The sequence below is a fragment of the Rhizobium sp. BK379 genome, from assembly GCF_014193955.1.
In the GTDB taxonomy this organism is placed as follows: domain Bacteria; phylum Pseudomonadota; class Alphaproteobacteria; order Rhizobiales; family Rhizobiaceae; genus Rhizobium.
This window is the reverse complement of sequence record NZ_JACIAD010000002.1, coordinates 797,038-821,904: the sequence shown is the minus strand read 5'-3', so window position 1 is coordinate 821,904 and position 24,867 is coordinate 797,038. Positions and strand designations below refer to the sequence as shown.

The window sequence follows — 24,867 nt, the reverse complement described above, 5'->3', positions numbered from 1 at the left end:
TCTAAGGTGAAAATCTTGCGGTTATGCAAATGTAGTTGTTTTGCCGCAATTCAATCGAATAAAGCAAAGCCGATCAGTCAAAGAAGAGCGCCCGCCCGTGACACAATCCCCGAAGACCCCGCTGCTCGATCAGGTCACCTATCCTGCCGACCTGCGCAAGCTCGAGGACCGCGACCTGCCGCAGCTGGCACGCGAAGTCAGGGACGAAATGATCGACGCCGTGTCCCGCACCGGCGGGCATCTCGGCGCAGGTCTTGGCGTGGTGGAGCTGACGATCGCGATCCATAACGTCTTCAATACGCCTGACGACCGGCTGATCTTCGATGTCGGCCACCAGTGTTATCCACACAAGATCCTGACGGGGCGCCGCGACCGGATCCGGACGCTGCGCCAGGAAAACGGACTGTCCGGCTTCACCCGCCGGGCCGAAAGCGAATACGATCCCTTCGGCGCCGCACATTCCTCGACTTCGATTTCCGCCGGCCTCGGCATGGCGGTCGCCGCCGATATCGACAAGACGGACCGCCGTGTGATTGCCGTTATCGGTGACGGGGCCCTCTCGGCAGGCATGGCCTATGAGGCGCTCAACAATGCCGGCGCGCTCGATGCGCGACTGATCGTCATCCTCAACGACAACGACATGTCGATCGCCCCGCCAACGGGCGCAATGAGCGCTTATCTCGCCCGCCTTGCTTCCGGTCGCACCTATATGGGCTTCCGCGATTTCGGCAAGAAACTGACGGCCTATCTCGGCAAGAATATCGACCGCGCCATTACCCGCGCCGTCGAGCATGCCCGCGGTTATGTGACCGGCGGGACGATGTTCGAGGAGATGGGCTTCTATCATATTGGCCCGATCGACGGTCACTCCTTCGATCACCTTCTGCCCGTCCTGCGCAATGTCCGCGACAATGCGAATGGCCCGGTGCTGATCCATGTCGTGACCCAGAAGGGCAAGGGTTATGCCCCGGCGGAAGCTGCAGCCGACAAGTATCACGGCGTCAATAAGTTCGATGTCATCACCGGCACACAGGCGAAGGTAAAGCCGAATGCGCCGAGCTATACGAATGTCTTTGCCGAGACGCTGGTCCAGGAAGCTACGCTCGACGATCGCGTCGTCGGCATCACCGCCGCCATGCCAAGCGGCACGGGCCTCGACAAGTTTGCGGAGATTTTCCCGTCCCGCTGCTTCGATGTCGGAATTGCCGAGCAGCATGCCGTGACTTTCGCCGCCGGCCTTGCCGCCGAAGGTTTCAAGCCGTTTGCAGCGCTCTACTCCACCTTCCTGCAGCGCGCCTATGACCAGGTCGTGCATGATGTGGCGATCCAGGGCCTGCCGGTGCGCTTCCCGATCGACCGCGCCGGTTTTGTCGGCGCCGACGGACCGACGCATGCGGGTTCCTTCGACACGGCCTTCCTCGCCACCCTGCCCGGCTTCGTCGTCATGGCCGCCGCTGACGAGGCGGAATTGAAGCATATGGTGCGCACCGCCGTTGCCTATGATGCCGGCCCGATCTCGTTCCGCTATCCGCGCGGCGAAGGTGTTGGCGTCGACATGCCCGAGCGCGGCCATATCCTGGAAATCGGTAAGGGCCGGATCGTCAAGGAAGGTACGAAGGTTGCGCTTCTTTCCTTCGGTACGCGGCTTGCCGACTGTCTGCTTGCGGCCGAAGACCTCGATGCCGCTGGTCTTTCGACGACGGTTGCCGATGCGCGTTTCGCAAAGCCGCTCGACCACGCCTTGATCCGCCAGCTTGCCCGCCACCACGAAATCCTCATCACCGTCGAAGAAGGCGCTGTCGGCGGCTTCGGCAGCCAGGTGATGCAGTTCATGGCGATGGACGGACTGCTCGACCGTGGCCTGAAGGTTCGCTCGCTGGTGATGCCCGATATCTGGATGGAGCAGGCAAAGCCGGAGGCGATGATCGCCCATGCCGGCCTCGACCGCGCTGGCATCGTCTCGACGGTGTTCAATGCACTCGGACGCGGTGTTGCGGTCGGCGTGGCCGGCTAAGGCAGCACGCCGACACGCTTCTCTTATTCCTATTCCGGCTTTTTGCCATCACGGTAGAAGATCATTCCACCGTGATGCAGCACGCCGTCGATGAAATCGCCATCGGCGGTAAAACCGGTATCGTCCCAATATTCGATATGATCGCCGGTCACCTCATAGCGGCCCCGATAGGCGCTCGTTCGCGTACCGCGCGCCTCGTCATAACGGCCGTTCGGCAGCAATTCCTGGCGGATATGGCCGTCACCTGTAATCCACATGCCGAGATAGGGATGGTTCTGCACTTTGCTTTCCTCTGAGAAGACCGGAGATGGAGCGGCAAGCGAAAGAGCCGCCCCGACAATAGCCTCTCGGATCCGCATGGTCACATGCCCATACTGGCCGTCGGGCGGACGGTAATGTCGTTGATATCGACATCCTCGGGCTGCTCGATGGCGAAGCGGATTGCCCGGGCGATAGCGTCAGGCTTCAGGGCGATCTCGCGGAAGGAGACCATCGCCTCGGCCGAGAAGGGTTCGGTGATCGTCTCCGCCAGCTCGGATTCGACGACGCCCGGGTAGATGCAGGTCACCCGCAGTTTCCTGTTTTCCTGGCGAAGCCCATCGGAGATCGCCCGTACCGCATATTTCGTCGCGCAATAGACCGCCGCGGTCGGCACGACCGACAGACCTCCGATCGAGGAGATGTTGATGATCTGCCCACGCTCCTGCGCGTTCATGATCGGCAGCACGGCGGCAATGCCGTAGAGAACACCCTTGATGTTGACGTCGACCATGCGATCCCATTCCTCGACCTTGAGCGAGGACATCAGAGAGAGCGGCATCACGCCGGCATTGTTGATGAGCACGTCGATGCTGCCGAAAGCATCCACCGCTGCCCTGGCGAAGGCCTCGACATCGGCCCGGTCGGTAACGTCGAGCGCGCGGAATTCCACCGTGCCGCCGCTACTGTGGATTTCCTTTGCCAGTTCCTCGAGCCGGTCGGTGCGGCGCGCGCCGATCATGAGCTTTGCGCCAGCCGCGCCCAATTCGCGTGCGGTGCCGGCGCCGATGCCGCTGCTGGCGCCAGTAATCAGAACTGTCTTGCCTTTGATACCAGTCATGTTCTTTCCTCATGCTTCAATCGGGACCGCAGCCGGATGCCGCTGGTCCATACGCATGAGATTGGCCTTGCAGGGCGCCAGCCGGTAGCAAACTTTTCCGGATTTCTTGCACGATCTTCCGAAAGCGGTTGAAAGCACTTGGCATTCGACGCAGCGCGGTTCATCCTGCCTTCATGGAAAAAGTCGCCGAACTTGCAGACCTGATTGATCGCCGCACCGCGGCAGATGGCAACTTCGACACGGCGTTGCCGAGGGTCGGTATCATACGATCCTCTGCTCGCACGGAGCCTATCCACACACTCTATGAACCCTCCCTGTGCATCGTGGCCCAGGGGCGCAAGCGTGCCGTGATCGGCGATGTCGCGCATATCTATGATGCGGCGCACTATCTCGTCGTCGGCGTCGATCTGCCTGTGATCGGCGCCGTCGTCGAGGCAAGCGCCAACCGGCCCTATCTGTGTCTGCGGCTGCAGCTCGATCGCGGCCTGCTTGCCGAGATGTTGCCTGCCGTCCAGGGACGTTTATCGGAGAGCCCTGCCGCCGGTGTCAGCGCCACGACACCTGAGCTCATCGACGCAGCCGTGCGGCTGTTACGCCTGCTCGACACACCCGATGATGCAGAGGTTCTGGCGCCGTTGATCGAAAAGGAAATCCTCTACCGGCTCATCCGCGGGCCGCAGGGCGCGCTTCTGCGGCAGATCGCCAATGGCGAGAGCCGGCTCAACCAGATCGGTCGGGCGATCGACTTCGTGCGGAAGAATTTCAGCGAGCCTTTCGCCATCGAACATCTGGCTTCGGTCGCCGGCATGAGCGCCTCATCCTTCTACGAACACTTCAAGACTGTCATGGCGATGAGCCCGCTGCAATTCCGCACCCAGCTTCGCCTGCAGGAGGCGCGGCGACTGATGGTGACAGAAGGGTTGACTGCGGCCGAGGCCGGTTTCCGTGTCGGCTATGACAGCCCTTCGCAGTTCAGCCGGGACTATGTGCGCATCCATAATGTTCCGCCGCGGCGCGATATCGAGCGGATGCGCGCTTCCGCCGGCTAAAGCAATTCCAGCAAAAGTGTGCAGCGGTTTTGCGTCCGGAATTGCGTGAAAACAAAAAGATAGAGCAAAAAGAAAGGGCGGCACTGAATGCCGCCCTTTTTCGTTTCCGAAGAGGTCGCTCTCAGAACTCCGTCCAGTCTTCCTGGACGACGGCGGCTGCCGTCGCCTGCTTGCCGCCGAAGGCCTTGGTCACCTTGCTGGCAAGCGCGCGGGCCGGAGAGGCGACCGGGCGGGACGTGGCGGTTGCGGCAACCGTCCGCTGAGTTGGAGCGGCAGCCTGCGCGCCGAGCTTGAACTGGCGCAACAGATCGTCGAGGGCGGAGGCTTCCTGGGCAAGCGCGTGGCTTGCCGCCGTCTGTTCTTCGACCATGGCGGCGTTCTGCTGGGTGCCCTGGTCCATGTTGTTGACGGCGGTGTTGATCTCCTGCAGGCCGATCGACTGTTCGCGGGTGGCCGTGACGATCGCGCCAACATGACGGTTGATTTCCTGCACCTCGGCGACGATCGCTTCCAGCGCCTTGCCGGTTTCGCCGACGAGGCCGACGCCGGAATTGACCTGTTCGCTTGACGTGTTGATCAGCGCCTTGATTTCCTTGGCGGCGTTTGCCGAACGCTGGGCCAATTCGCGGACTTCCTGGGCGACGACGGCAAAGCCCTTGCCGGCTTCACCGGCGCGGGCCGCTTCGACGCCGGCGTTCAGAGCCAGAAGGTTGGTCTGGAAGGCAATGTCGTCGATGACGCCGATGATGTTGGAGATTTCGCCCGAGGACTTTTCAATCTGCTGCATGGCCGAAACCGCCTTGCGGACGACTTCGCCGGATTTTTCCGCGCCGAGGCGGGTGCGCTCGACAAGATTGCCGACATCCTCGGCGCGCTTGGCGGAGTCACGGACCGTGGTCGTGACTTCTTCGAGAGCAGCTGCGGTCTCTTCGACGGCCGCGGCCTGCTGCTCGGTGCGATGAGCGAGATCATCTGCGGCGGAGCGGATTTCACCGGCGCCGGCATTGATCGCCGAAGCGTTGCGGCCAACGGACTGCAAGGCAGCCTGCAGCTTTTCGACGGCGTTGTTGAAATCGTTGCGCAGGCTATCATACTGCGGTGCGAATGGCGTGTGGATGCGGGCTGCTACATCGCCAACGGCAAGGCCAGCAAGACCGCCGGCCAGAGCTTCGACGGCGAAGCGGATCTCGCCCTCTTCACGGGCCTTCTGCTCGTCGCTTGCCTGGCGCTGGCGCTCGGCCTCTCCGCGCATGCGGTCGGTTTCGCCGGCAAGCTGCTGTTTTTCGATCGCGGCATCCTTGAAGACCAGCACGGACTGGGCCATGCGGCCGACTTCGTCCTGACGGCCGGTTGCCGGAACCTCGATATTGTGGTCGCCGCCGGCGAGACGGTCCATGGCAGCGGTCATGCCGACGATCGGGCGGACGATGGTTCGAGACAAGGCCCAGGCAAGAGCAGCAGCGGCAAGGGCAGCGGCAACACCGCCGACCAGAAGCGTGGTCTTGAGGTCGCTGTTGGCATCCGCTTGCGCGGCAGCGAGAGCCGTCGACTTGTCACGAGCGAGCGACTTGATCTTGGCGGAAGCGGCGCGGAAGCCGTCAAGTTGGCCCTTGGTGGCGTTGACACCGATCTTGACGACGTCTGCGATCGGGGTCTCGGTTTCCTTGCGGGCCTTGGCCTGCGGCTCGGCAAGCTCATGGAAATAAAGGTCGGCAGCCTTCTGCATGTCATCGATCATCGACAGCAGTTCGGGCTGGGAAGCGGCGGTCTGCTTGGCAGCGGCAATCGCCTTCAGCATACGCTCGCGGTTGGCAAAAATATCGCCATAGGTGCTGTCGCTGCGGAAGAGGATGAAGCCGCGCAGGTTGACGGCCTGCTCCAGCATGGCCTGGAGCGCGTCATCGATCTGGTTGACGAGAAGCTCGGACTTTTCCTGTTCGGCGGAAGCGCTCGCCGATGTCGTTGCCTTGGAATAGACGAAAGCGGAAACGGAAACGAAAATAAGGATGAGTGCTGCGAAAGTGGCCGCAAGCTTACCATTCAGGGATATATTTCGGGCGAACATCGGTCAATTTCTCCTGGCGACATCAGGCGCGACAAGGGGCGACCACGCAAATGCGCAGCCACAAGACTTCTTGATGAGGAACATGATCGGCGGGGAGGACGCGGGAGCCTTCATGGCACCAAGCGATTCAAAGGCGAACCGCTACAATCAATGTGAACCTAGGCGGGCCGGATTTAAAATTGTTTAAATTTGTGCGTCGCAGCACAAGTTGCTTCGAATTATTCCAGACCGACGATGTGAGACCGTGCCCGCGTATCGGCAATATCAACAAAATGCTTGCAACCCGAGGCTTTGCCGGTCATTCACAGCCAATGTCCGATCAGAACAGCCAACGCCTCGACCAGCTTCTCGTCACCCTCGGCCTTTTTGCGAGCCGTTCACGGGCACGGGACGCCGTGTCGCGCGGCACCGTCAAGGTCGCCGGCAAGGTGGTGACGAAGGCCGGCGCCATCTTCGGGCCTGACGCGGCAATCGAGATCGACGACCCCGCGCAGGATTATGTTTCGCGTGCAGCATTGAAGCTCGTTGCGGCGCTCGACCATTTCGGGCTCGACCCGGCGGGGCGGCACTGTCTCGATGTCGGCGCTTCGACCGGCGGCTTCACGGAAGTGCTGCTCGAAAGGGGGGCTGTGCATGTCACGGCCATCGATGTCGGCCATGGGCAGATGCATCCGAGAATATCAACCGATACGCGCGTGACCAATATCGAGGGGCTCAATGCCCGCAACCTGACGGCTGAGGACATCGACCATGCGGTGGACTTCGTCGTCTCCGACGTCTCGTTCATCTCGCTGAAGCTGGCGCTTGCTCCCGCACTCGATATTGCCGAAACGAATGCGATCGCCGCGATCCTCGTCAAGCCGCAATTCGAGGCGGGGCGCGAGGCGATCGGAAAGGGCGGGCTGCTCAAGGATCCGGCCTCCGGCCCCGATGTGGCGGCAGAGCTGGAGCGCTGGTTTACTGAAGATATGGGCTGGAAGAGTTTAGGGCTCATCCCCTCGCCGATTTCGGGCGGAGACGGCAATCAGGAATTTCTACTGGCAGGGACGAAAGCGTGAGCACGGAAACCATCACCATCGACAGGCTCGGCGCACAGGGTGACGGCATTGCCGCCAGCCAGGACGGGCCTGTCTACGTACCCTTCACACTGCCCGGAGAGACGGTGGCGATCGCCCGCGTCAAGAACCAGGGCACCGTCATGTCGATCGCGTCGGCCTCGGCCGACAGGCAGGAGCCGCCTTGCCGGCATTTCGGGCCTGACGGTATCAACGGCACCTGCGGCGGTTGCACGCTCCAGCATATGGCCGATGCGCCTTACCGCGCCTTCAAGCGGCAGCTTGTTGTCGACGCGCTGAAGTCCAAGGGGCTGACGCCCGAGGTCGGCGAAATCGTCGCCGCCCATCCCGGCGAGCGACGGCGAGTGGTGTTTGCGGCGCGCAAGACCGAAAAGGACATGCTCATCGGCTTCAACCAGGCCGAAAGCCATCATATCGTCGCCATCGAGGAATGTCCCATCTCGTCGGCCGGGATCATCTCCCGGCTGCCGGCGATCAGGGCAGTCGGAGCGGCGATCGCGACCAATGCAGAGGCCTTCCGCATCGCGGTTCTGGAAACGCTCTCAGGCCTCGATCTTGCAGTCGAAGGTGTGAAGAAGCTTTCCGACCAACAGCGTCGCAAGGCGATCGAAGTCGTGCTCGGCCTTCGCGGCATCGCCCGCGTTTCGCTCGACGGCGAAATTCTCATCGAGCCAGCCAAGCCGATCGTCGAATTCGGTGGCGTGCAGGTCTCGCCGCCAGCCGGCGGTTTCACGCAGGCGACGAAGCCTGCCGAAGAAGCGATGGCGAAGCTCGTGCTTGCCCATGTCGGCAAAGCCAAGCGAATAGCGGATCTCTTTGCCGGCGCCGGTACCTTTTCGCTGCAACTTGCCCGCCTCGGACGCGTGCATGCCGTCGAAGGAGACGCCAAGGCGATCGCCGCACTCGACCACGCGGCGCGCAATACGCAGGGCTTGAAGCCTGTCACAGTCGAGAAGCGCGATCTCTTCCGCCGGCCGTTGATGACAGCGGAGCTCAAGGTCTACGACGCCGTTGTCTTCGACCCGCCGCGTGCGGGGGCCGAATTCCAGTGCAAGGAACTGGCCCGCTCGGCGGTGAAGAAGATTGCCGCCGTCAGCTGCAATCCGCTGACACTTGCCCGCGACCTCGCTATCCTCGTCGAGGGCGGCTACCGGATTACCTCGGTAACGCCGATCGACCAGTTCCTCTGGACCTCGCATGTCGAGGTGGTGGCAACGCTGGAAAAGTAAGCGGTCAGGCGACCTTCTCGCCGGCGAGGTAGCGGCCGAGCTGGTCGAGCTGTCCGGCGATGCCGGCTTGGCGATATTCGACCTTGTCGCCGCCGTCGAGGATCGTGATCTGTTCCGTTACCGTGACATGCGTGCCTTCCGGCACCGGCGTCAGGCTGATCGTCGTCAGTGACGAGGAGATGCGCCGCTCGTTGTGCGACATCGTATAGGCGTAGACGATACGGCGATCCCGGACGATATCCTCGTAACGCGCGTCGGCGACATATTCGTCACTCTTGCCGAAATTGAACCGGCTGATATCGCGGCCGCCGACGCGGAAATCATTCTCGGTATAGGTGGTGGTGAAGTCCTCGCCGATCGCCTCCCACTGCAGGCGCGCCTTCGGATCGGACCAGGCGGCAAAGACACGCGGGGCCGGCACATCGTATGTGCGCTCGATGGAGAAGGTGGAATGGAGGGTACTGTACTCTTCCTGCATGGTCTTACTCCTTTTCGGTCTTTCCAGTGTTCTCCGGCATATCCGGATTGGCTTCGAGATAGGCACCGAGCCTGTCGAGACGGTGCTCCCAGAGGATGCGGCGCTCATTGATCCAGTCTTCGGCGAAGCGCAGCGCCTGCGGCTCTATCCGGCAGGTGCGAATACGGCCGGTCTTTTCCGAACGCACCAGGCCGCTCGCTTCCAGCATCTGCAGATGCTGGAGGACGGAAGGCAGCGCCATGGGCAGCGGCTCAGCCAGTTCTTTCACAGAGGCTGGCCCTTTGCAGAGCCGATCGACCATGCTGCGCCGGGCCGGGTCCGCCAGAGCCTGAAACATCAAATCAAGTGCATGCGATTGGTTAGGCATACGCCTAACTATAGGCACAGCAGGATCGGAGTCAATAATTAGTTTGACAAACGCCTAACTATTCTGAGCCTGGAAACGGTGCAGCCGGGATGCAGGCGGCCCAAAAGCTTCGCAGCGCGGGGGTTAAGCGCGCTGCGAACGGGCGATGGCCGTGGGTGAATTCGGACAGAGGGTCGTACGAAACACGTCACGCCCGGACGGTTGGGGGATCCGTCCTCTATTCAATAATTATTCTATGCTTAAGGGATGCTTTAAATTGACAACTGATAATATTAGCTGATTTTTAGGGGTGCTCAGCGACGCATGAAAGCCTCGAAAGCCGCGCGGGCCTCAGCCGTTTTCAACCGCGCCGCGAAATGACGGGCCTCTTCGTCAATCCGCGCAATAATCTCCTCACGCGGGCCACGAATAAGATCGCGGGCAATCTTCAGCGCTTCCGGAGGCTTGGCGGCCAGCTTCGCGGCGGCAGAAAGCGTCTGGTGTTCTACCTGTTCCGCGGTCGTCACTTTCCAGATGAGACCGGCCAGCCTGGCGTCTTCCGCCGAGAAAGCCTCGCCGGCAGCGAGCATCGCAAAGGCGCGCTGCTGCCCCATGATGCGCGGAACGATCAGGCTGGAGCCCGCTTCCGGCACGAGCGCCAGATCGACGAAGGGCGTGCGGAACTGGCTGCGGTCGGAAGCGATCGTCAGGTCGCAATGCAGGTTGAGCGTGGTGCCGATACCGATCGCAAGACCATCGACGCCCGAGACGAGCGGTTTTTCGGCTTTGGCGAGTGCGTAGAGGAAATCGATCAGATCCTGCCCCATGCTGCCGCCCATGGCTGCAGCGAGGAAATCGCCGATGTCGTTTCCGGCGGAGAAACAGCCTTCCGTGCCGAAGAACACAGTCACCCTGACGCCGTTATCGCTGTTTGCGGCATTCAGCGCATCCGTCATCGTGCGATACATGTCACGGGTGAAGGCGTTCTTCTTCTCCGGCCGGTTAAAGCGGATGACCTGGACAGCGCTGTTTTCCGCGTATCGCTCGATGATGACGGGCTCGCTCATTTTCATCTCCTCAGGCAAGGATGGCACGGGCTGCGGCAAGGCTATCGGCGCCTTTGACGACACGGTCTTTCAGTGCCGCCGTTTCGGACAGAAGATTTTCAGCAGCGAAGCGGCAGAGCGCGATGCGGCTCTCGCCTGCCCCGTCCGCGGTCTGGACCAGACCACCCTTGGCAAGATAGCTGCCGGTAAGTGCAAGACCGAAAAGGCGCTGATAGGGCGTCGCGCCCGCCAGAGCCTCGGCGGATCTGCCCTCGGCAAGACGCGCGAGCAGCCAACATGTCGCCTGCTCCAGATCGGCAAGGGCGGAATCCAACCTGTCCGCCGTTGTTCCGAAACCGTCGAGGTTTGAACTGCGAACAGCCCCGGCGATCGCCTTCAACTCGGTGATGATGCCCCCGACCTGTTTGCCATCAGACAAAGGCAGCTTGCGGGTGACGAGATCGATCGCCTGAATGCCATTCGTGCCTTCGTAGATCGGGGCAATGCGGGCGTCGCGCAGATAGCGGGCAGCACCTGTTTCCTCGATGAAGCCCATGCCGCCATGAACTTGAATGCCGAGAGAGGCGACATCCACGCCGGCATCGGTAGCAAAGGACTTGGCGATCGGCGTCAGGAGAGCGGCGCGTTCCTGCCAATGTTCACGACGATCGGCAGCACGGTGCGACATATCGATTGCGTGGGCGCAGGTATAGGCAATGGCGCGTGAGCCCTGCGTCAGGGCCTTCATGGTGAGCAGCATCCTGATGACATCAGGATGCTCGATGATCGGGCTCATGCCCGGGCCGCTACAGCCCGGCGCCTTGCCTTGGGTGCGCTCCTTGGCGTAAGCGATTGCCTTCTGCGTCGCCGCTTCGCAGATCGCCACCCCCTGCATGCCGACAGCGAGGCGGGCGTTGTTCATCATGGTGAACATGCAGGCAAGGCCCTTGTTCTCTTCGCCGATCAGCCAGCCGACCGCCCCCGTCTCATCACCGAATTTGCCGTCGCCATAGATCATGGTGCAGGTGGGCGAACCGTGGATGCCGAGCTTGTGCTCCAGCGAATGGCAGTGAAGATCGTTGCGAGCGCCGAGCGAGCCGTCCTCGTTGACGAGGAATTTCGGCACGAGGAAGAGCGAGATGCCGCGTGTGCCCGCTGGCGCATCCGGCAGGCGTGCAAGGACGAGATGGATAATGTTGTCGGCAGCGTCGTGCTCGCCCCAGGTGATGAAAATCTTCTGGCCGAAAATGCGATAGCTGCCATCCTCGCGGCGTTCGGCACGCGCCTTCAGCACGCCGAGATCGGAGCCTGCATGGGGCTCTGTGAGGTTCATGGTGCCGGTCCACTCGCCAGACACCATGCGCGCCAGATATTTGTCCTTCAAAGCTACGCTGCCGTGCACATTGAGCGCCTCGACGGCGCCGATCGTCAGCGTCGGGCAGAGGGCGAAGGCCATGGACCCGGAATTCCACATTTCGAGTGCCGCGACATTCAGCATGTGCGGCAAGGCCTGGCCGCCGAACTCCTCCGGCGCGGTCAGACCGTTCCAGCCGCCGGCTGCCCAGTTGCGGTAAAGATCGCGCCAGCCGTCCGGCGTTCTTACCTCCCCGCTGGAAAGGCGGGCGCCCTGCCGGTCGCCGATGTCGGCCAGAGGGGCGATTTCCTCCGTGGCAAATCGTCCCGCCTCGGTCAGGATGGCATCGACCAGATCCTCGCCGAGATCGCCCAGAAGGCCGCTGCCCATCGCTTCGACCATGCCGGCAACATGCTTCAGCGTGAACGCGATTTCCTCGACAGGCGCCTTATACATCTTATTTTCCTCGCTTTCGGCGCACGCGCGGCAAAGCCGACGCGCAAGCCCCTCCAGCTGAAGAGCTAATTGATTTTTACGTAAACGTCAATTTGGTTTCCGTCGATAACCTCTGACGTGCGCGCCTTTTCCCTTGTGCACTTGCACAAACAAACGTCATGGAGAATCTCTAAGCGTGTCGCGATCTTTCAGGTCGGCAGCCGCGCAGCAGGTCTTTGTTTTACGCGTGCCGCTATTGCAAAACCACTGTGCAGTTTTTAGCGACATGCTTTAGTAGGATTGATCGCTTTCGCGAGAGGATCGGCAATAATGGATACCTTGCCCGTCAACATACCCGGTCTCGTATGGGCCTACCGTTTCTCGCCGGAAAGCAAGAAGGCCGTGCGGCTGCAAAACAGCGCGACGGCCGCGGAACTGACCGCCGATGACGGTTTCTACTGGCTGCATCTCAATCTTGCCGATGCCCGCGTGCCCGCCCTGCTCGACACGCTCGGGGTGATGGATGACGCCAAGTCGGCGCTGACCACCCGAGACACGCATGCCGTCCTGACCGTCGATGAGCAGATGCTCTATGGTACGCTGGTGGACTGCCAGCGCGAATTCGATCAGGACACGGCCGATCTCGGCTGGTTGCATTTCGCCATCTCCGACCGTTTCATCATCACCACGCGCCTGCAGCCGCTGAGAAGCGTAGAGCGGACGCGTGTCATGATCGAGAAGAATCCTGGCAAATTCACTCGTCCCGTCGATCTGTTCGAACTGCTTGTAACCGAGTTCCAGCGCACGCTGATCTCCGTCGTCATGGAGCTCACCGAAGAGCTCAATCTGATCGAAGACTTCGTCTACGACAACGCGCCGCGTGACGAACGCCGCAGGCTTGCTCCCGTCCGCCGCACGATCGTCCGTCTGCATCGCCACCTGCGCACGGTGCTCGCGCTGATGCGCCGAGCCGCAGCCTCCGACGAAGACGAAATGCCCTTCGGCTTCGACGATATTGCCGGGCGGCTGACGAGCCGGCTGGAGACTGTCGACCATGATGTCTACGCGCTGCAGGACCGGGCAAGGCTGCTGCACGAAGAAATCGACTCCAAGCTCTCCTCGGAGACGAACCGCCACCTTTACATCCTGTCGATCATGACGGCCTTCCTGCTTCCACCGACGCTGGTCACAGGCTTTTTCGGCATGAACACGGCCAACCTGCCCTTCGCCATCGGCGACCACGGAACGGAATATGCCATCGGGCTGATCATCGCCTCCATCGTGTTTGCGTGGTGGCTCCTGAAGCGCGTACATATCCTCTAAGCAAAAACGCCCGGCTCACTGGGCCGGGCGTTTCATCTTGGACTCTGGCTCCGCCTCAATAGTAGGGCGAATAGCACTGCTGCCGCGGACCGTTATAGGGCTGGAAAGTATTGTCGTAGGCCCTGTAGGACCGGTAGCGGTCTTCACACCAGGCGACATGGCTCGGATTGATGCCGGTGGGCGCGGGCGCGGGTGCATAGTAGCGCGGCTGAGAGGCGATGGCTCCGCCGATGACTGCACCGGCACCGAAGGCTGCCAGCGGATACCAGTAGCCCTCATAGTGACGGTAGCCTGGGCGATAGTAGGAATAACCGCGATACCCGCCATACCAGCCGGGTCGATAGGCCGGACGGTATCCCGGATAATAGCCGGGGCGATAACCCGGACGATAATAGCGACGATATTGAACGTTTTCGACAGGCGAAGACTTTTCCACCTGCGGGGCGGCCGGCATCTGGATTGCCTGCGACGGCACAAAGCTCGTCACAACGACAGCGGCGGCCATAACCGCAGTCGCGACCTTCTTACTCAGCCCAAACATTGCATATCTCCGATCAAGAGCGAAAAAGCCTGCCGAACAACGGATAAAACGGAGAAATGTTCCCGTACAACCCGTAAACGGCCCTCACGCTTATTTCTACCGGAGGCGAAATGAACCGGACATTAACCGGGTGATCTTTGCTCTCAGGCAACGACCGAGAGCTTGGCCTGATCGCCCTGCAGACGGTTGACCATGAAGTTCGAATACCATTCGAGGAACTGCATGACGCCGCCTTCATGGACCGACGAATAAGGACCAGGTTCGTAAGCCGGCGAGCGGATGCCGAATGCGTTCTCTTCGACGATGCGGCGGTCCTGATCGTTGGTTTCGGTCCAGACGTGGGTCAGTTCCTCAAGATTGTAATCGACGCCTTCGACGGCATCCTTATGGACGATCCACTTCGTCGTCACTGCCGTCTCATTGGCACTCAGCGGCAGAACGCGGAAGGAGATGGCGTGATCGCCGAGCAGATGGTTCCACGTCGTCGGATAGTGGAAGAGCAGCATCGTGCCGATACGGCTGATCTTGACGTCGTCGGAGAGCGGGCGCTTGACGGCGGGCCTGCCGGACATGGTGTAGCTTTCGGCGTCCTCAATCAGCGGCATGCGGGCGGTGCGGAACTGTCCATCTGGCGAGATCTGGAACTTGCTCGGCAGACCTGCGGCCTCGCAGCGCGCCCAATGGCCGGCGATCTCGGGATCGTCGGCACCACCATCCGTGCCGGTCACGCTCGGCGCTTCCGGATAGGTGCGGCAGAGCTCAGGATGATTTGCGGCGCAGTGATAGCACTCGCGGTTATTCTCCCATACCAGCTTCCAGTTGCCCTTTTCGATGATGGTGCTCTGGAATGCGATCTTGGCCTCGCTGATGTGATGAGGCGCCATATAGGGCTCGATCTTGTCGCGCACGGACTGGAAGTCCGGTGCGTTATTGGCGAGGCAGATGAAAACGTAACCGGCCACGATTTCGCAATGAACCGGCTTCAGTCCGTAGCCGCTCTTGTCGAAATCATCGCCCATATGGCGTGCGAAGGCGAGCTTGCCATCGAGGTCGTAGGTCCACTGGTGATAGGGGCAGACGAGGCGCACCGACGAGCCGTGCTCCTTGGTGCAGACGCGCGAGCCACGGTGGCGACAGCTATTGTGGAAGGCACGAATGACATTGTCGCGTCCGCGCACGACGACGACGGGATATTCGCCAATCTGGACGGTAAAGTAAGCGCCCGGCTTCGGCAGTTCGCAATCATGGCCGATGAAGAGCCAATCGCGATAGTAGATCATCTCCATATCCAGACGGAAATAATCCTCGTCGATGTAGAAGGGCTGTTCGAGACTGAAGCCCTCGCGGCGGCTCTTGAGCTGGCGCAAAACGTTGCTGCGAATATCCATCTGCCTATCCTCGTGCATGTGGCTGCTACTCTTCTCAGAGCCCTGCAGCGGAAGCGCGCCCGCTTCCTTCTCCATCAGGAAAACTCGTCATGGCGTTATTTAAGCACCGAGCATGCCGGCCGTTTGGTTGTAAAGCGACATCCGCTTCGAAATTGACGACAGGGAACCGAGCGGCCCTCAGAAACACTCACCAGCCTTTGATTATCGTCAATTGCGACATTTCTTGGTGCTTCAGACACAAGCGAATCCAATGCGCCGGGCACAGCTCTATCGCATTTGCGACATGCGGCCCTCAACCTTCAGCTCCCGTGCCTTCTTCCCGTTATTTTAACAGGGCGTTAAGCATGAAATTCTATCCTTGTCGGCAATCCTTCACAGCGAAGACTGCAAGCCATGGCCAAACTTCGATATTTCGACACGCGGGAAGAAATCAAGCCTGCGGAACCGCGGCTTCAAACCAAGCATTCGGAATTCCTGCGCACCGGCCGTATCAGCCGCCGCCGCGAGGACTGGCTGCCGGAAGAACGCCGCTATCTCACACATGACGAAGTCGCCGAAAAGACCGCACGCAAGCTGCAGACAGCCGGCGAAAAGACCCATCAGAACATCAACGGCTTCCACCGCTCGATCCAGTTCCCCAAGCTGATTTTCCATAGGACGCTGGCCGATAGCCCCCATCTCGGCTACTGCCATGTCACGGCCGCACGCACCAAATTCGCCCGCTACGACGAAGTGGCGTGGGCCTTCTACATCGCCAACTTCTATTCCGACATCGGCGATAACGATAATTTCTTCGACAATATCGCAGTGCAGAATTCCCGCATGTATTTCGCCGTGGCGATCAAGGCGGGTGAAAGCACGCCGGAGAGGATGGTGGTCGACCGCTCGGTGCGCGGCAATGGCCTGCTCTTCCGTACCAACGATCCGCAGATCGCCATCCGCAACATCCTCCTGCTCGGTGCCCGCAACGAGCAGCTTCGCCAGATCATTCGCCAACTGTAGCTCCAGCGACAGCTGATCCACCGTTCCGGGCGGGATTGATCGCGCCGCAAGGAAGGCCTAATGACTGCCGCAGCAAAACCGGGCAGGACATGGCAAGAATAATCGACATCAAGGCGGACAGGCAGACGGCACTCGAAGCCGGCTGCGCGGCACTTGCCGAAGGCTTTGCGATCGCCATACCGACCGAGACGGTCTACGGCCTTGCCGCCGACGCCACCAATCCGGCGGCAATCACCCGCATCTATGAGACAAAGGGGCGGCCACGCTTCAATCCGCTGATCTGCCATATGGCGGATCTTGCCATGGCCGAGACCTATGCGGAATTCGATCCCATCTCCCGTGCCCTGGCAGAAGCCTTCTGGCCGGGCCCGCTGACGCTTGTACTGCCGCTGAAATCAGGTACCGCTATCCATGCGCTGGCGACTGCAGGCCTCGACAGCGTTGGGATCCGTATACCCAAAGGTTTTACCGGCGATCTGATTCATGCCTTCGGGCGGCCGCTTGCAGCTCCAAGCGCCAATACGTCCGGCAAGGTGAGCGCCACGAGCGCTGCCCATGTCGAAGCCGATCTCGGGGGAAAGATACCCCTCATCCTCGACGCCGGCGCGAGTGCCGTCGGCGTGGAATCGACGATCGTCAAGGTCGAAAACGGCGAGCTGCGCCTCCTGCGGCCCGGCGGCCTGCCGGCCAAGGAAATCGAGCGCGTGACAGGCAAGCGTTTGCTGCGTTCGAAAAAGGCGGCAGCGGCGATCGAAGCACCGGGCATGCTCGCCTCGCATTACGCGCCAGGTGCGGCCGTCCGGCTCGACGCTACGGCACTGGAACCCGGCGAAGCTCTGATTGCCTTCGGTCCAGACAGGATGGCAGGCGCCGAGCAGGCGGCAATCGCACTGAACCTCAGCCCGCGAGGCGATCTCTCGGAGGCGGCTGCCAATCTTTTCGACTACATGAAGAGGGCCGATGCCAGCGGCGCGGCCGTCATCGCCTTTTCACCGATCCCGGACGAAGGGCTTGGAGAAGCAATCAACGATCGACTGCGGCGAGCAGCGGCTCCGCGCGAGTAAGGAAGAGGGACCGGGTTCCATGAGCAGCACAGGCATTTCTGCAGATATTGTCGAGCGTTTCACCGCCATCGTCGGCGAGAAATATGCGCTACGCAGCGAAGCTGATCTCGCGCCGCACCTCATCGAAAATCGCGGCCTTTATCATGGCTCCTCCCCTCTTCTGCTGAAGCCCGGCACGGTCGAAGAAGTCTCTGCGATCATGAAGCTTGCCACCGAAACCGGCACGGCCATCGTACCGCAGACCGGCAATACCGGCCTTGTCGGCGGGCAGACGCCGCGTGAGGGCAAGGCGGACGTCATCCTTTCGCTCGAGCGCATGAACAGGATCCGCGATGTCGATCCGGTCGCAAACGTGCTCGTCGCCGACGGCGGGGCGATCCTGGCCGAGGTGCAGAAGGCGGCCGAGGCGCATGGCCGCCTGTTTCCGCTCTCGCTCGGCTCGGAAGGTTCCTGCCGCATCGGCGGCAACCTGTCGACCAACGCCGGCGGCACGGCAGTTCTCGCCTATGGCAACATGCGCCAGCTCTGCCTCGGCCTCGAAGTTGTCCTGCCCACGGGCGAGATCTGGGACGGGCTTCGTCGTCTCAAGAAGGACAATACCGGCTACGATCTGCGCGATCTCTTCATCGGCGCGGAGGGCACGCTCGGCATTATTACCGGCGCAGTGCTGAAGCTCTTCCCGCAGCCGCTCGGCCATCAGGTTGCCTTTGCGGGGCTTTCGTCTGTCGAGGATGCGCTCGCGTTCTTCAATCTCGCTTCCAGCCTCTGCGGAACTTCGCTGACCGGCTTCGAACTGATGCCGCGTTTTGGCGTCGAGATCACCGTGCGCAATATCGACGGCGTGCGCGATCCGCTGGAGACGCCGCATGACTGGTATGTGCTTGTTGATATCTCCACCTCCGATTCCGCCGAGACGGCAGAGCGGATGATGAATGCCGTTCTGGAGCAGGGTTTCGAAGCAGGGCTCGTGCAGGATGCGGCAATCGCCTCCTCCGTCGCGCAGCAGAAGGCGCTCTGGCATATGCGCGAAAGCATGTCGGACGCTCAGAAGCCCGAGGGCGGTTCCATCAAGCACGATGTTTCCGTGCCAGTTTCGAAGATACCGCACTTCATGAAGGAGGCCGGAGAGGCGGTAATGGCGGCAATGCCCGGCGCGCGCATCTGTGCCTTCGGCCATATGGGCGACGGCAACATCCACTACAACATCTCGCAGCCGGTTGGAGCCGATAAAAATGCCTTCATCGCCCGCTGGCACGAGATGAACCATATCGTGCATGGGCTGGTGCTTGCCCATGGCGGTTCGATTTCCGCAGAGCATGGTATCGGTCAGCTGAAGCGTGACGAGCTGGCATCGGTCCGGCCCGCCATCGAGATGGAGCTGATGCGTCGCATCAAGCGCGCCTTCGATCCAGCCGGTATCATGAACCCCGACAAGGTGGTCAGCCTCTAAAGCGTGCCTTGCCACGCTTAGGTTCTTGCTTCTGCATGTCGTTAGCGCAAACCGCTGCACGGTTTTATGCGACATGCTTTTAGAACCTTCGTGGGCTCCGGCAGGCTACACCAATATCAGAGCAGCGACGACGCCTGGCCGGTACCGCCGGTCAGGAGCTGGAGCGCCGGCGACTGCTGCGTGTTGTTCTTGATGTCGTACATGGCCGTGAAACGCTTGATGAGCTTATCGACCTTCTTCGGATCCTGCAGGTCTTCGAGCTTCACGAAGCGACCGAGAAGGTCGACCTGCTTGGTCACGTCCATTGCCGAAATCTGCTGGGGCAGGCTATAGGCGGTCTGGATGACCTCATAGAGTGCCTTGTCACCGAGAATGTTGTAGAGCGACGTGACGTCACCGGCCTTGCGCTTGAAATAGAGCGCCAGGCGAACGCCATCGTTCTTTTCGCCCTCCTGGGTTTCCAGGGTCATCTGCACATATTGCTGCTGCGTGCTTGCTTCGGCCTGCTTGTCCTGGATGGCTCCCATCTTGGCACGGGTCAGGTTGCCGTCCTTGTCGAAATTGAAGGAGGCGACGATTTCCTTGAAGCGAGCGTCAGCCGTGGTGTTGAGATAGCTCTTCTTGTCGTCAGGATCGGAGGTGAAGATCTTCTTCAGCGTATCCTTGTCGTATTTCTTCGGATCGAGGCCATTTGCTTTCAGCACAAGATCCGTCAGGCGCTTGTCGGCCAGGAAATCATCGAGCGACGTTATGGTTGGAATGGTCTTGCCGAAATAATCCACTTCCTTGGTCGCATCCTTTGAAGCGCGGTCCTTTGCAGGACCGTCCTTCATGAGCATGGTCACGTGCGACTTATAATCGGTCGCATATTTCGCCATCGTGGCAGCAGAGAGCGCCGACATGGGCTCGGCAGCCTTGCCATCGGCGCCGAAATTGAAAGCACGAACCATGTTGGTGATGCGGTCATCCTTGAATGACGCGACATATCCCTTCGGATCGTAGGGGTCGCTGACGAGCAGCTTGCGCATGGTGGAGCGCGAGACGTCGTTCGTCGTCAGGCCATAGGCCTGCAGCGCCATCTGATAAAGGTCCGGATAGGAGTCGTTACCGAGGAGCGTATCGGCGGTCTTGTTGGTCTTCATGAAATCATTGACGTTCTTAACGCCATTGGCGTCATCCATTCGCGACTTGTAGTTCGCGATGATGCGGTCGATGAGATCGTTGCCCTGATTGTTGGCGCGAGCGCCGTAATTGTCTGACGTGTTCGTCGTCTGCTCACCGGTCTGGGGCGAGGTCGAGGTCGGCAGCGACCCATCCGCAGCGAAATTGAAGGCGGCGTTGAGATCAGCCTGGCCGACGGATGCTGCATGGGCCGGGTCGGTGAGAATGCTCTTCAGCTCGGCGTTGCTCGTGTCGTAGGCCAGGCCATACGCCATCTTCAGATAGTCAGTCAGGGATGAATCGGCGAGCAGCTGGTCGACATCATTGACGTCGCCCATCCGGTCAAGGGTACTTTGCTCCCGTATGCTGGCAGCCGAGTTCAAGGAGGCCATCTGCGTGGTTGTCTGCGCCGGAAGACCGGGAGCAACGGTGCCGTCCGCCTGGAAATTGAACGCAGCCTTCACATTGGCATAGGGACCGGTACCGCTTTGATCGGTGAGGATGTTGCGCAGATCAGTGTCCGAAACGCTCGCCGGAATACTGAAAGCGTAACGGATGTAATTGTTGAGCTTCTGATCGGCCAGCAACTGATCGACGCTGGCGATCGAAGGCATCGTCCTGCCGTAATAGGAGGCGGCGTCGTCCGCCTTCGTGTTCATTGCCGCAACCTGGTCGGCGCTCTGCGAGAACGTGTTTTGAGCGACCGTCCCGTCCTGACGGAAGTTGAAGAGCTGGTAGACGTCGCTATAGCCCTGGGCCGCCGCGACCGTCGGATCGGTCAGAATGCCGCGAAGCGTAGTGTCGCTGATGTCGTCGCCGATCTGCAGGTTGGTGCGCAGAAAGCTGACCAACTTGTCGTCGGCGAGGAAAACGTCAACGGCCGCGGTCGAACCGTTGTTCGAGAGATCCGGTAGCTTGGCCTGATAGTAGGACGCATTGGCTGCAGCGAGCTGATTGATGCTCTTGAGCTGCGCGGCGCTCTGGATCGTGCCGTTGATCGAACCATCCGCGTTGAAATTGAAGGCGTCATGGATGTCCTGATGGCCCGCCGTCGTGGCGTAGGCGGAATCCGTGAGGATGTTCTTCAGCTCGGCATTGCTGAAATCCTGGCCAAGGCCGTAGGCATCCTTGATGTAAGAGGTCAGAGTCTTGTCGGAAAGCAGTTCGTCGACGTTGGTGATCGTGCTCGGACCGCTCGCGGGTATCATCTTGTTCGAGAAGTAGCCGGTAACGTTCGACGCTGCATTCACCATGCCCGTCAACTGATCATAGGATTGCGCGCGCTTCGTCGGGGAGACCGTACCATCGGACTTGAAGGTGAAGGCCTTGTAAGCCTCTCCCATATCGACCGAACGGGCATAGGTCGGATCTGTCAGGACGCTCTTCAGCTGCGTAAAGCCCGGATCCATGCCGAATGCGGCGCGAACGTAGTCTGCAAGCCGCTTGTCGTTGACCAATTGATCAACATTGGTGATCGTGCCGATCTTGGACTGATAGTAGCTCTTGTTGAGATCCGACATTGCCGGGCTGGTATAGTACACATCGCTGGCTGTGCCGTCGCGGTCGACGATCTGCGGTGCAGTCTTGATGTTATACTGTTCGATGACGTTGTTCTTCTGTGTCGCAGTCTGGGCGACGCCGCCAACTGCAGGCGCGCGGAACGCGTATAGTTCTGCGACCTCATCGGTCTGGCCGGAATTCTGGGCCGAACCATCGACCGAACCATCGGCTTGGAAATTGAAGTAAGAACGAAGTTCCTTGTATTTGTCGCCGACATAGTTGAGCGACGGATTAGGGTTGTTGAGCGGCGCGTCGCCGCCAAGTGTGGCCGGATCGCTTGTCAGCACCATCTTGATGAAAGCGTCATCGGCCGTTGCCGGATCGATGCCGACGGACTGGAGCGCCACCGTGCGCAGGCGCGGATCGGCGAGCAAGTCGTCGACCGACTGCACCGAACCGATATTGGCGCGAAAATACTGGGTGTCGCCATTGTCCGGCTTGAAGTTGAACTGCTGGGCGAGCGCATAGAGCTTGTCACCGACATAGGTCTTGGTCGGATCGTAGGCCGGATCGCTCGTATCGGGTGCATTGCCGCCAAGCTTGCTGATGTCCGTGGATAGGACGCTGGCGATGTAGTCCTTCGAGATGTAGGTCGGGTCGATGCCGACGCTCTTCAACGCGTAATTCAGCAGGCGGGAATTGCCGACGAAGTCCTGGACGTTCTTCACGTCGTCCATCTGCGCGCTGTAGTATTTCGTTTCGGTGGCGGCCTGATCGGCTGCATCAGCGAAGGATTGCTTGTAGAGGCCGATCAGATCGTCTTCCTGCGCGTCCGTCTGAATATCCTTGGGCGGCGCGTGGAAATTGAAGGCGGAGGCAAATTCCTTGTAACGGGTGTCGGAAAGCTTGTTGGCGAAACTGTTCGCGTCCGTGAGATCGCTTTCCAGAACCTTCTTCATGAAGGCCTTGGCGTAGATCATGTCATCAAGCCCATAAGCCTTCATGGCGTAGCTGTAGAGCTTGTAGTCGCCAAGGAAGTCGTCGACGTCCTTCACCTTGTTGATATTGTCGGCGTAATACTGGGCATCTTTTTTGACCTGCGTCTGATTGGCGACGCGGTCGAGGCTTTTCGGCATATCACGAGACAGAATGACGTATGCCAGGGATGCCGTGATCATGAATGCGCCCTTTTCAGCAAAGTCTTTAAAGAATGACGGACTATTGGTGCGAGCATTTTGCCACGCAAAACTTACCCGAGACTTACCTGAAGCTGTCCTGCTCTGGCACGGGGCCGCGTTCATATTCCGGAAACCGTGCCATATTCGTTTTTGCTAACCATCCCCGGAGGCAGGATTTTCTTAACCGCAATTTTTAAGCTGTACGGAACGGGGGCCGCCTATTGTCGGGCCATAGAGGACGAAAAGTCCCAAGGAGAAGACCGGAAACCGGCTCTCAGGTAAGACAAGGGTAGAAATGAAATGAAGAATACCGTTCTGAAGCCCGTCTGGGCTGGCACGACATTGCGTCTTGATCCGTCTCGCTTTCCGCAGCAGGTAAGCTATGCCATCCACGACGATACCGGTGACGTCAGCATAACGATCGACGAACGCGGCGCAGTCCTGCGCAAGATTCTCCCCTCCAGCGGCCTGCCACTCTCTATCGCCCTGCCGCGACGTGTCTTCAAGGGCGTTGCAGCCCGCGCCATCGACCACGGCAATGGTGAAGTCACAGTGACGCTCGAGCTGCATCACGAAGATCCGGAACTCTGCATCCCGCTGCTCGTCGCCCACGATCTCGGCGACATCGCCGCCGACTGGCGCAGCTGGTCGGAAGCCTTCGGTATTCCCATGCTGATGGTGGAAGCCGATGGCATCGCCCGCCCCCTCGAAGAACATCTCGGCGGGCTGCGCACCAGCGAAATGAAGCCGCGCCGCCGCCACTCCTATTTCGCAAACCGTCGCCCGCGCTTCCTCGTGCGCCGCACGACCGGCAAGCTCGGCGTCCTCATGAAGATCGAAGGCAAGGAAATCATCGCTCGCAACTGAGCGATACATTCCGACCCGTTTTCAAACCCGGCCATCGCGCCGGGTTTTTCATTTAACGGACATTCCTCATATCAGTTCAAGGAATGGCGAAAAGCAGCGAGACGAACAGGCCGAGGAAGATGATCCACCCAACTCGGGTGTTCGATTTGAAGAGCGCCAGGCACTGAGCGCCGTCGTCGATGTCGAGCGTTCTGATCTGCCAGGCGAACATTCCGGCCGCAATCAACAGGCCGATGAAGGCCAGAATGCCGACGCCGGCAAGCGCGAAGGACAGGAACATCAGCACTAGGGTCAGCCCGTACAGGCCGATAAGCGCAAGATGTGTGCGCTCGCCGAACAGGCGGGCCGTCGAGCGAACGCCGATCAGTTCGTCATCCTCCTTGTCCTGATGAGCGTAGATCGTGTCGTAACCGATCGTCCAGACCACCGAGGCAAGGTAAAGCAGGACGGCAGAGAAGGAGAGGCTACCGAAAATGCCTGCCCAGCCCATGAGCGCGCCCCAGGAAAAGGCAAGACCGAGGAAGAATTGCGGCCAGTCGGTAAAGCGCTTGGCGAAGGGATAGAGGGCGACCACGCCGAGCGACAGAACGCCGAGAAGCACGGCAAACCAGTTGAACTGTAACAGCACGAAGAGGCCGACCAGCGCCTGCAGTGCGATGAAGATCTTCGCCTGCCTGCGCGTAACACGCCCTGAGGGCAGAGGACGCGAGCGGGTGCGCGCCACCTGCGTGTCGATCTCGTGGTCGACAAGGTCATTATAGGTGCAGCCGGCGCCGCGCATGGCGACAGAGCCTATAAAATACAGGAACAGATGGTAGAGAAGCAGGGCGCCGGAAAACACACGCGGTTCGATTGCCGCATTGGCGGCAAGCGTGGCCGACCAGAAGCAGGGCCACATGAGAAGCTGCCATCCGATCGGCCGGTCCCAGCGCGCAAGCTGCGCATAGGGCCACAGCCAGGGCGGCAGGATGCGATAAACCCAATTATCCGAGGGCGCATCGGCAACGCGCCCGTTGAGACCATCAATCTGTTGCATGCGGACATCTAGCGACGGGCGGCGTTGATGGTCAAGACTTCATCGCCTCCGAGGTCGCCCTTCGCGGCTCGATGGAGGTGTTTCGTCCCGCAAGGGAACTGCCCTGCGCGACAAAGGAAGTTCATCGCATCGATGGCCGGCTGGGTTTAGACGATTCGAATAGCCG

20 protein-coding genes are annotated in these 24,867 nt (G+C 60.4%); 9 read left to right on the top strand and 11 right to left on the bottom strand.

All coding sequences use genetic code 11. The features are described 5' to 3' along the window. Positions 1 to 97 precede the first annotated feature (97 nt). Positions 98 to 2,014, top strand: a complete 1,917-nt coding sequence (gene dxs, locus FHT93_RS15010) for a 1-deoxy-D-xylulose-5-phosphate synthase (RefSeq protein ID WP_183848171.1) — start codon at positions 98 to 100, stop codon at positions 2,012 to 2,014. 29 nt (positions 2,015 to 2,043) lie between these two features. Here the strand turns inward: dxs and FHT93_RS15005 are convergent, their stop codons facing one another. Then, the gene (locus tag FHT93_RS15005) at positions 2,044 to 2,373 is read right to left on the bottom strand and encodes an Atu4866 domain-containing protein (RefSeq protein WP_112542928.1); all 330 of its coding nucleotides are present in this window, start codon (positions 2,371 to 2,373) and stop codon (positions 2,044 to 2,046) included. Between the two features lie 2 nt (positions 2,374 to 2,375). Continuing rightward, entirely contained in the window at positions 2,376 to 3,113 is a 738-nt protein-coding gene (locus FHT93_RS15000; RefSeq protein WP_183848170.1) for an SDR family oxidoreductase, read from the bottom strand. A 173-nt stretch (positions 3,114 to 3,286) separates the two neighbouring features. Between FHT93_RS15000 and FHT93_RS14995 the strand changes: the two genes are divergently transcribed. After that, on the top strand, positions 3,287 to 4,162 hold the full coding sequence (locus tag FHT93_RS14995) for an AraC family transcriptional regulator (RefSeq protein ID WP_183848168.1): 876 nt from the start codon (positions 3,287 to 3,289) through the stop codon (positions 4,160 to 4,162). Between the two features lie 121 nt (positions 4,163 to 4,283). Here FHT93_RS14995 and FHT93_RS14990 read toward each other — a convergent pair whose 3' ends face one another. Next, the gene (locus FHT93_RS14990; protein ID WP_113208674.1) at positions 4,284 to 6,227 is read right to left on the bottom strand and encodes a methyl-accepting chemotaxis protein; all 1,944 of its coding nucleotides are present in this window, start codon (positions 6,225 to 6,227) and stop codon (positions 4,284 to 4,286) included. Between the two features lie 311 nt (positions 6,228 to 6,538). Here FHT93_RS14990 and FHT93_RS14985 point away from each other — a divergent pair, with 311 nt between their 5' ends. Further along, a complete protein-coding gene (locus tag FHT93_RS14985) occupies positions 6,539 to 7,285 on the top strand; it encodes a TlyA family RNA methyltransferase (protein ID WP_112543123.1) in 747 nt (248 codons plus the stop codon). After that, on the top strand, positions 7,282 to 8,532 hold the full coding sequence (locus FHT93_RS14980) for a class I SAM-dependent RNA methyltransferase (RefSeq protein ID WP_183848166.1): 1,251 nt from the start codon (positions 7,282 to 7,284) through the stop codon (positions 8,530 to 8,532). Before FHT93_RS14985 ends, FHT93_RS14980 begins: the two co-directional genes overlap by 4 nt. 4 nt (positions 8,533 to 8,536) lie before the next feature. On the opposite strand, the gene FHT93_RS14975 is transcribed toward FHT93_RS14980, so the two are convergent. From FHT93_RS14975 to FHT93_RS14960, 4 genes are all read right to left on the bottom strand, one after another. Further along, complete coding sequence (locus FHT93_RS14975) at positions 8,537 to 9,010, bottom strand: SRPBCC family protein (RefSeq protein WP_183848164.1); 474 nt, start codon at positions 9,008 to 9,010, stop codon at positions 8,537 to 8,539. A gap of 4 nt (positions 9,011 to 9,014) precedes the next feature. Then, on the bottom strand, positions 9,015 to 9,347 hold the full coding sequence (locus tag FHT93_RS14970; protein ID WP_348649770.1) for a metalloregulator ArsR/SmtB family transcription factor: 333 nt from the start codon (positions 9,345 to 9,347) through the stop codon (positions 9,015 to 9,017). 323 nt (positions 9,348 to 9,670) lie between these two features. Further along, complete coding sequence (locus tag FHT93_RS14965; protein WP_183848160.1) at positions 9,671 to 10,423, bottom strand: crotonase/enoyl-CoA hydratase family protein; 753 nt, start codon at positions 10,421 to 10,423, stop codon at positions 9,671 to 9,673. A 10-nt stretch (positions 10,424 to 10,433) separates the two neighbouring features. After that, positions 10,434 to 12,212 carry an acyl-CoA dehydrogenase gene (locus FHT93_RS14960; RefSeq protein ID WP_183848159.1) on the bottom strand — a complete coding sequence of 593 codons (1,779 nt, stop codon included), beginning with the start codon at positions 12,210 to 12,212 and terminating at the stop codon, positions 10,434 to 10,436. Positions 12,213 to 12,521: 309 nt separating this feature from the next. Here FHT93_RS14960 and FHT93_RS14955 point away from each other — a divergent pair, with 309 nt between their 5' ends. Next, entirely contained in the window at positions 12,522 to 13,514 is a 993-nt protein-coding gene (locus FHT93_RS14955) for a transporter (protein WP_112542919.1), read from the top strand. A gap of 55 nt (positions 13,515 to 13,569) precedes the next feature. Here the strand turns inward: FHT93_RS14955 and FHT93_RS14950 are convergent, their stop codons facing one another. Then, positions 13,570 to 14,055, bottom strand: a complete 486-nt coding sequence (locus tag FHT93_RS14950; protein ID WP_113015036.1) for a BA14K family protein — start codon at positions 14,053 to 14,055, stop codon at positions 13,570 to 13,572. Between the two features lie 143 nt (positions 14,056 to 14,198). Continuing rightward, entirely contained in the window at positions 14,199 to 15,443 is a 1,245-nt protein-coding gene (locus FHT93_RS14945) for an aromatic ring-hydroxylating dioxygenase subunit alpha (protein WP_112543122.1), read from the bottom strand. 393 nt (positions 15,444 to 15,836) lie between these two features. Between FHT93_RS14945 and FHT93_RS14940 the strand changes: the two genes are divergently transcribed. The 3 genes from FHT93_RS14940 to FHT93_RS14930 all read left to right on the top strand — a co-directional run bounded on the left by FHT93_RS14940 (position 15,837) and on the right by FHT93_RS14930 (position 18,959). Further along, positions 15,837 to 16,445: a DUF6656 family protein gene (locus FHT93_RS14940; RefSeq protein WP_112542917.1), complete on the top strand. Its 609-nt coding sequence runs from the start codon at positions 15,837 to 15,839 to the stop codon at positions 16,443 to 16,445. Positions 16,446 to 16,534: 89 nt separating this feature from the next. After that, positions 16,535 to 17,509 (top strand): L-threonylcarbamoyladenylate synthase, encoded by a 975-nt coding sequence (locus FHT93_RS14935; RefSeq protein ID WP_183848158.1) that lies wholly within the window; start codon positions 16,535 to 16,537, stop codon positions 17,507 to 17,509. A gap of 19 nt (positions 17,510 to 17,528) precedes the next feature. Beyond that, positions 17,529 to 18,959 (top strand): FAD-binding oxidoreductase, encoded by a 1,431-nt coding sequence (locus FHT93_RS14930; protein WP_183848157.1) that lies wholly within the window; start codon positions 17,529 to 17,531, stop codon positions 18,957 to 18,959. Positions 18,960 to 19,075: 116 nt separating this feature from the next. Here the strand turns inward: FHT93_RS14930 and FHT93_RS14925 are convergent, their stop codons facing one another. After that, complete coding sequence (locus tag FHT93_RS14925; RefSeq protein ID WP_183848156.1) at positions 19,076 to 22,798, bottom strand: DUF1217 domain-containing protein; 3,723 nt, start codon at positions 22,796 to 22,798, stop codon at positions 19,076 to 19,078. Between the two features lie 300 nt (positions 22,799 to 23,098). On the opposite strand from FHT93_RS14925, the gene FHT93_RS14920 reads away from it, so the two are divergent. After that, positions 23,099 to 23,665 carry a DUF6101 family protein gene (locus FHT93_RS14920; protein ID WP_112542913.1) on the top strand — a complete coding sequence of 189 codons (567 nt, stop codon included), beginning with the start codon at positions 23,099 to 23,101 and terminating at the stop codon, positions 23,663 to 23,665. Positions 23,666 to 23,741: 76 nt separating this feature from the next. Here the strand turns inward: FHT93_RS14920 and ubiA are convergent, their stop codons facing one another. Continuing rightward, entirely contained in the window at positions 23,742 to 24,701 is a 960-nt protein-coding gene (gene ubiA / locus FHT93_RS14915; protein WP_183848155.1) for a 4-hydroxybenzoate octaprenyltransferase, read from the bottom strand. Positions 24,702 to 24,867: the final 166 nt, after the last annotated feature.

Bases quoted from the DNA above. Each gene is read 5' to 3' on its own strand.
- FHT93_RS15005 (WP_112542928.1), bottom strand. From the start codon at position 2,373: ATGCGGATCCGAGAGGCTATTGTCGGGGCGGCTCTTTCGCTTGCCGCT.
- FHT93_RS15000 (WP_183848170.1), bottom strand. From the start codon at position 3,113: ATGACTGGTATCAAAGGCAAGACAGTTCTGATTACTGGCGCCAGCAGC.
- FHT93_RS14995 (WP_183848168.1), top strand. From the start codon at position 3,287: ATGGAAAAAGTCGCCGAACTTGCAGACCTGATTGATCGCCGCACCGCG.
- FHT93_RS14990 (WP_113208674.1), bottom strand. From the start codon at position 6,227: ATGTTCGCCCGAAATATATCCCTGAATGGTAAGCTTGCGGCCACTTTC.
- FHT93_RS14985 (WP_112543123.1), top strand. From the start codon at position 6,539: ATGTCCGATCAGAACAGCCAACGCCTCGACCAGCTTCTCGTCACCCTC.
- FHT93_RS14975 (WP_183848164.1), bottom strand. From the start codon at position 9,010: ATGCAGGAAGAGTACAGTACCCTCCATTCCACCTTCTCCATCGAGCGC.
- FHT93_RS14970 (WP_348649770.1), bottom strand. From the start codon at position 9,347: ATGTTTCAGGCTCTGGCGGACCCGGCCCGGCGCAGCATGGTCGATCGG.
- FHT93_RS14965 (WP_183848160.1), bottom strand. From the start codon at position 10,423: ATGAGCGAGCCCGTCATCATCGAGCGATACGCGGAAAACAGCGCTGTC.
- FHT93_RS14960 (WP_183848159.1), bottom strand. From the start codon at position 12,212: ATGTATAAGGCGCCTGTCGAGGAAATCGCGTTCACGCTGAAGCATGTT.
- FHT93_RS14955 (WP_112542919.1), top strand. From the start codon at position 12,522: ATGGATACCTTGCCCGTCAACATACCCGGTCTCGTATGGGCCTACCGT.
- FHT93_RS14950 (WP_113015036.1), bottom strand. From the start codon at position 14,055: ATGTTTGGGCTGAGTAAGAAGGTCGCGACTGCGGTTATGGCCGCCGCT.
- FHT93_RS14945 (WP_112543122.1), bottom strand. From the start codon at position 15,443: ATGGATATTCGCAGCAACGTTTTGCGCCAGCTCAAGAGCCGCCGCGAG.
- FHT93_RS14940 (WP_112542917.1), top strand. From the start codon at position 15,837: ATGGCCAAACTTCGATATTTCGACACGCGGGAAGAAATCAAGCCTGCG.
- FHT93_RS14935 (WP_183848158.1), top strand. From the start codon at position 16,535: ATGGCAAGAATAATCGACATCAAGGCGGACAGGCAGACGGCACTCGAA.
- FHT93_RS14930 (WP_183848157.1), top strand. From the start codon at position 17,529: ATGAGCAGCACAGGCATTTCTGCAGATATTGTCGAGCGTTTCACCGCC.
- FHT93_RS14925 (WP_183848156.1), bottom strand. From the start codon at position 22,798: ATGATCACGGCATCCCTGGCATACGTCATTCTGTCTCGTGATATGCCG.
- FHT93_RS14920 (WP_112542913.1), top strand. From the start codon at position 23,099: ATGAAGAATACCGTTCTGAAGCCCGTCTGGGCTGGCACGACATTGCGT.
- ubiA (WP_183848155.1), bottom strand. From the start codon at position 24,701: ATGCAACAGATTGATGGTCTCAACGGGCGCGTTGCCGATGCGCCCTCG.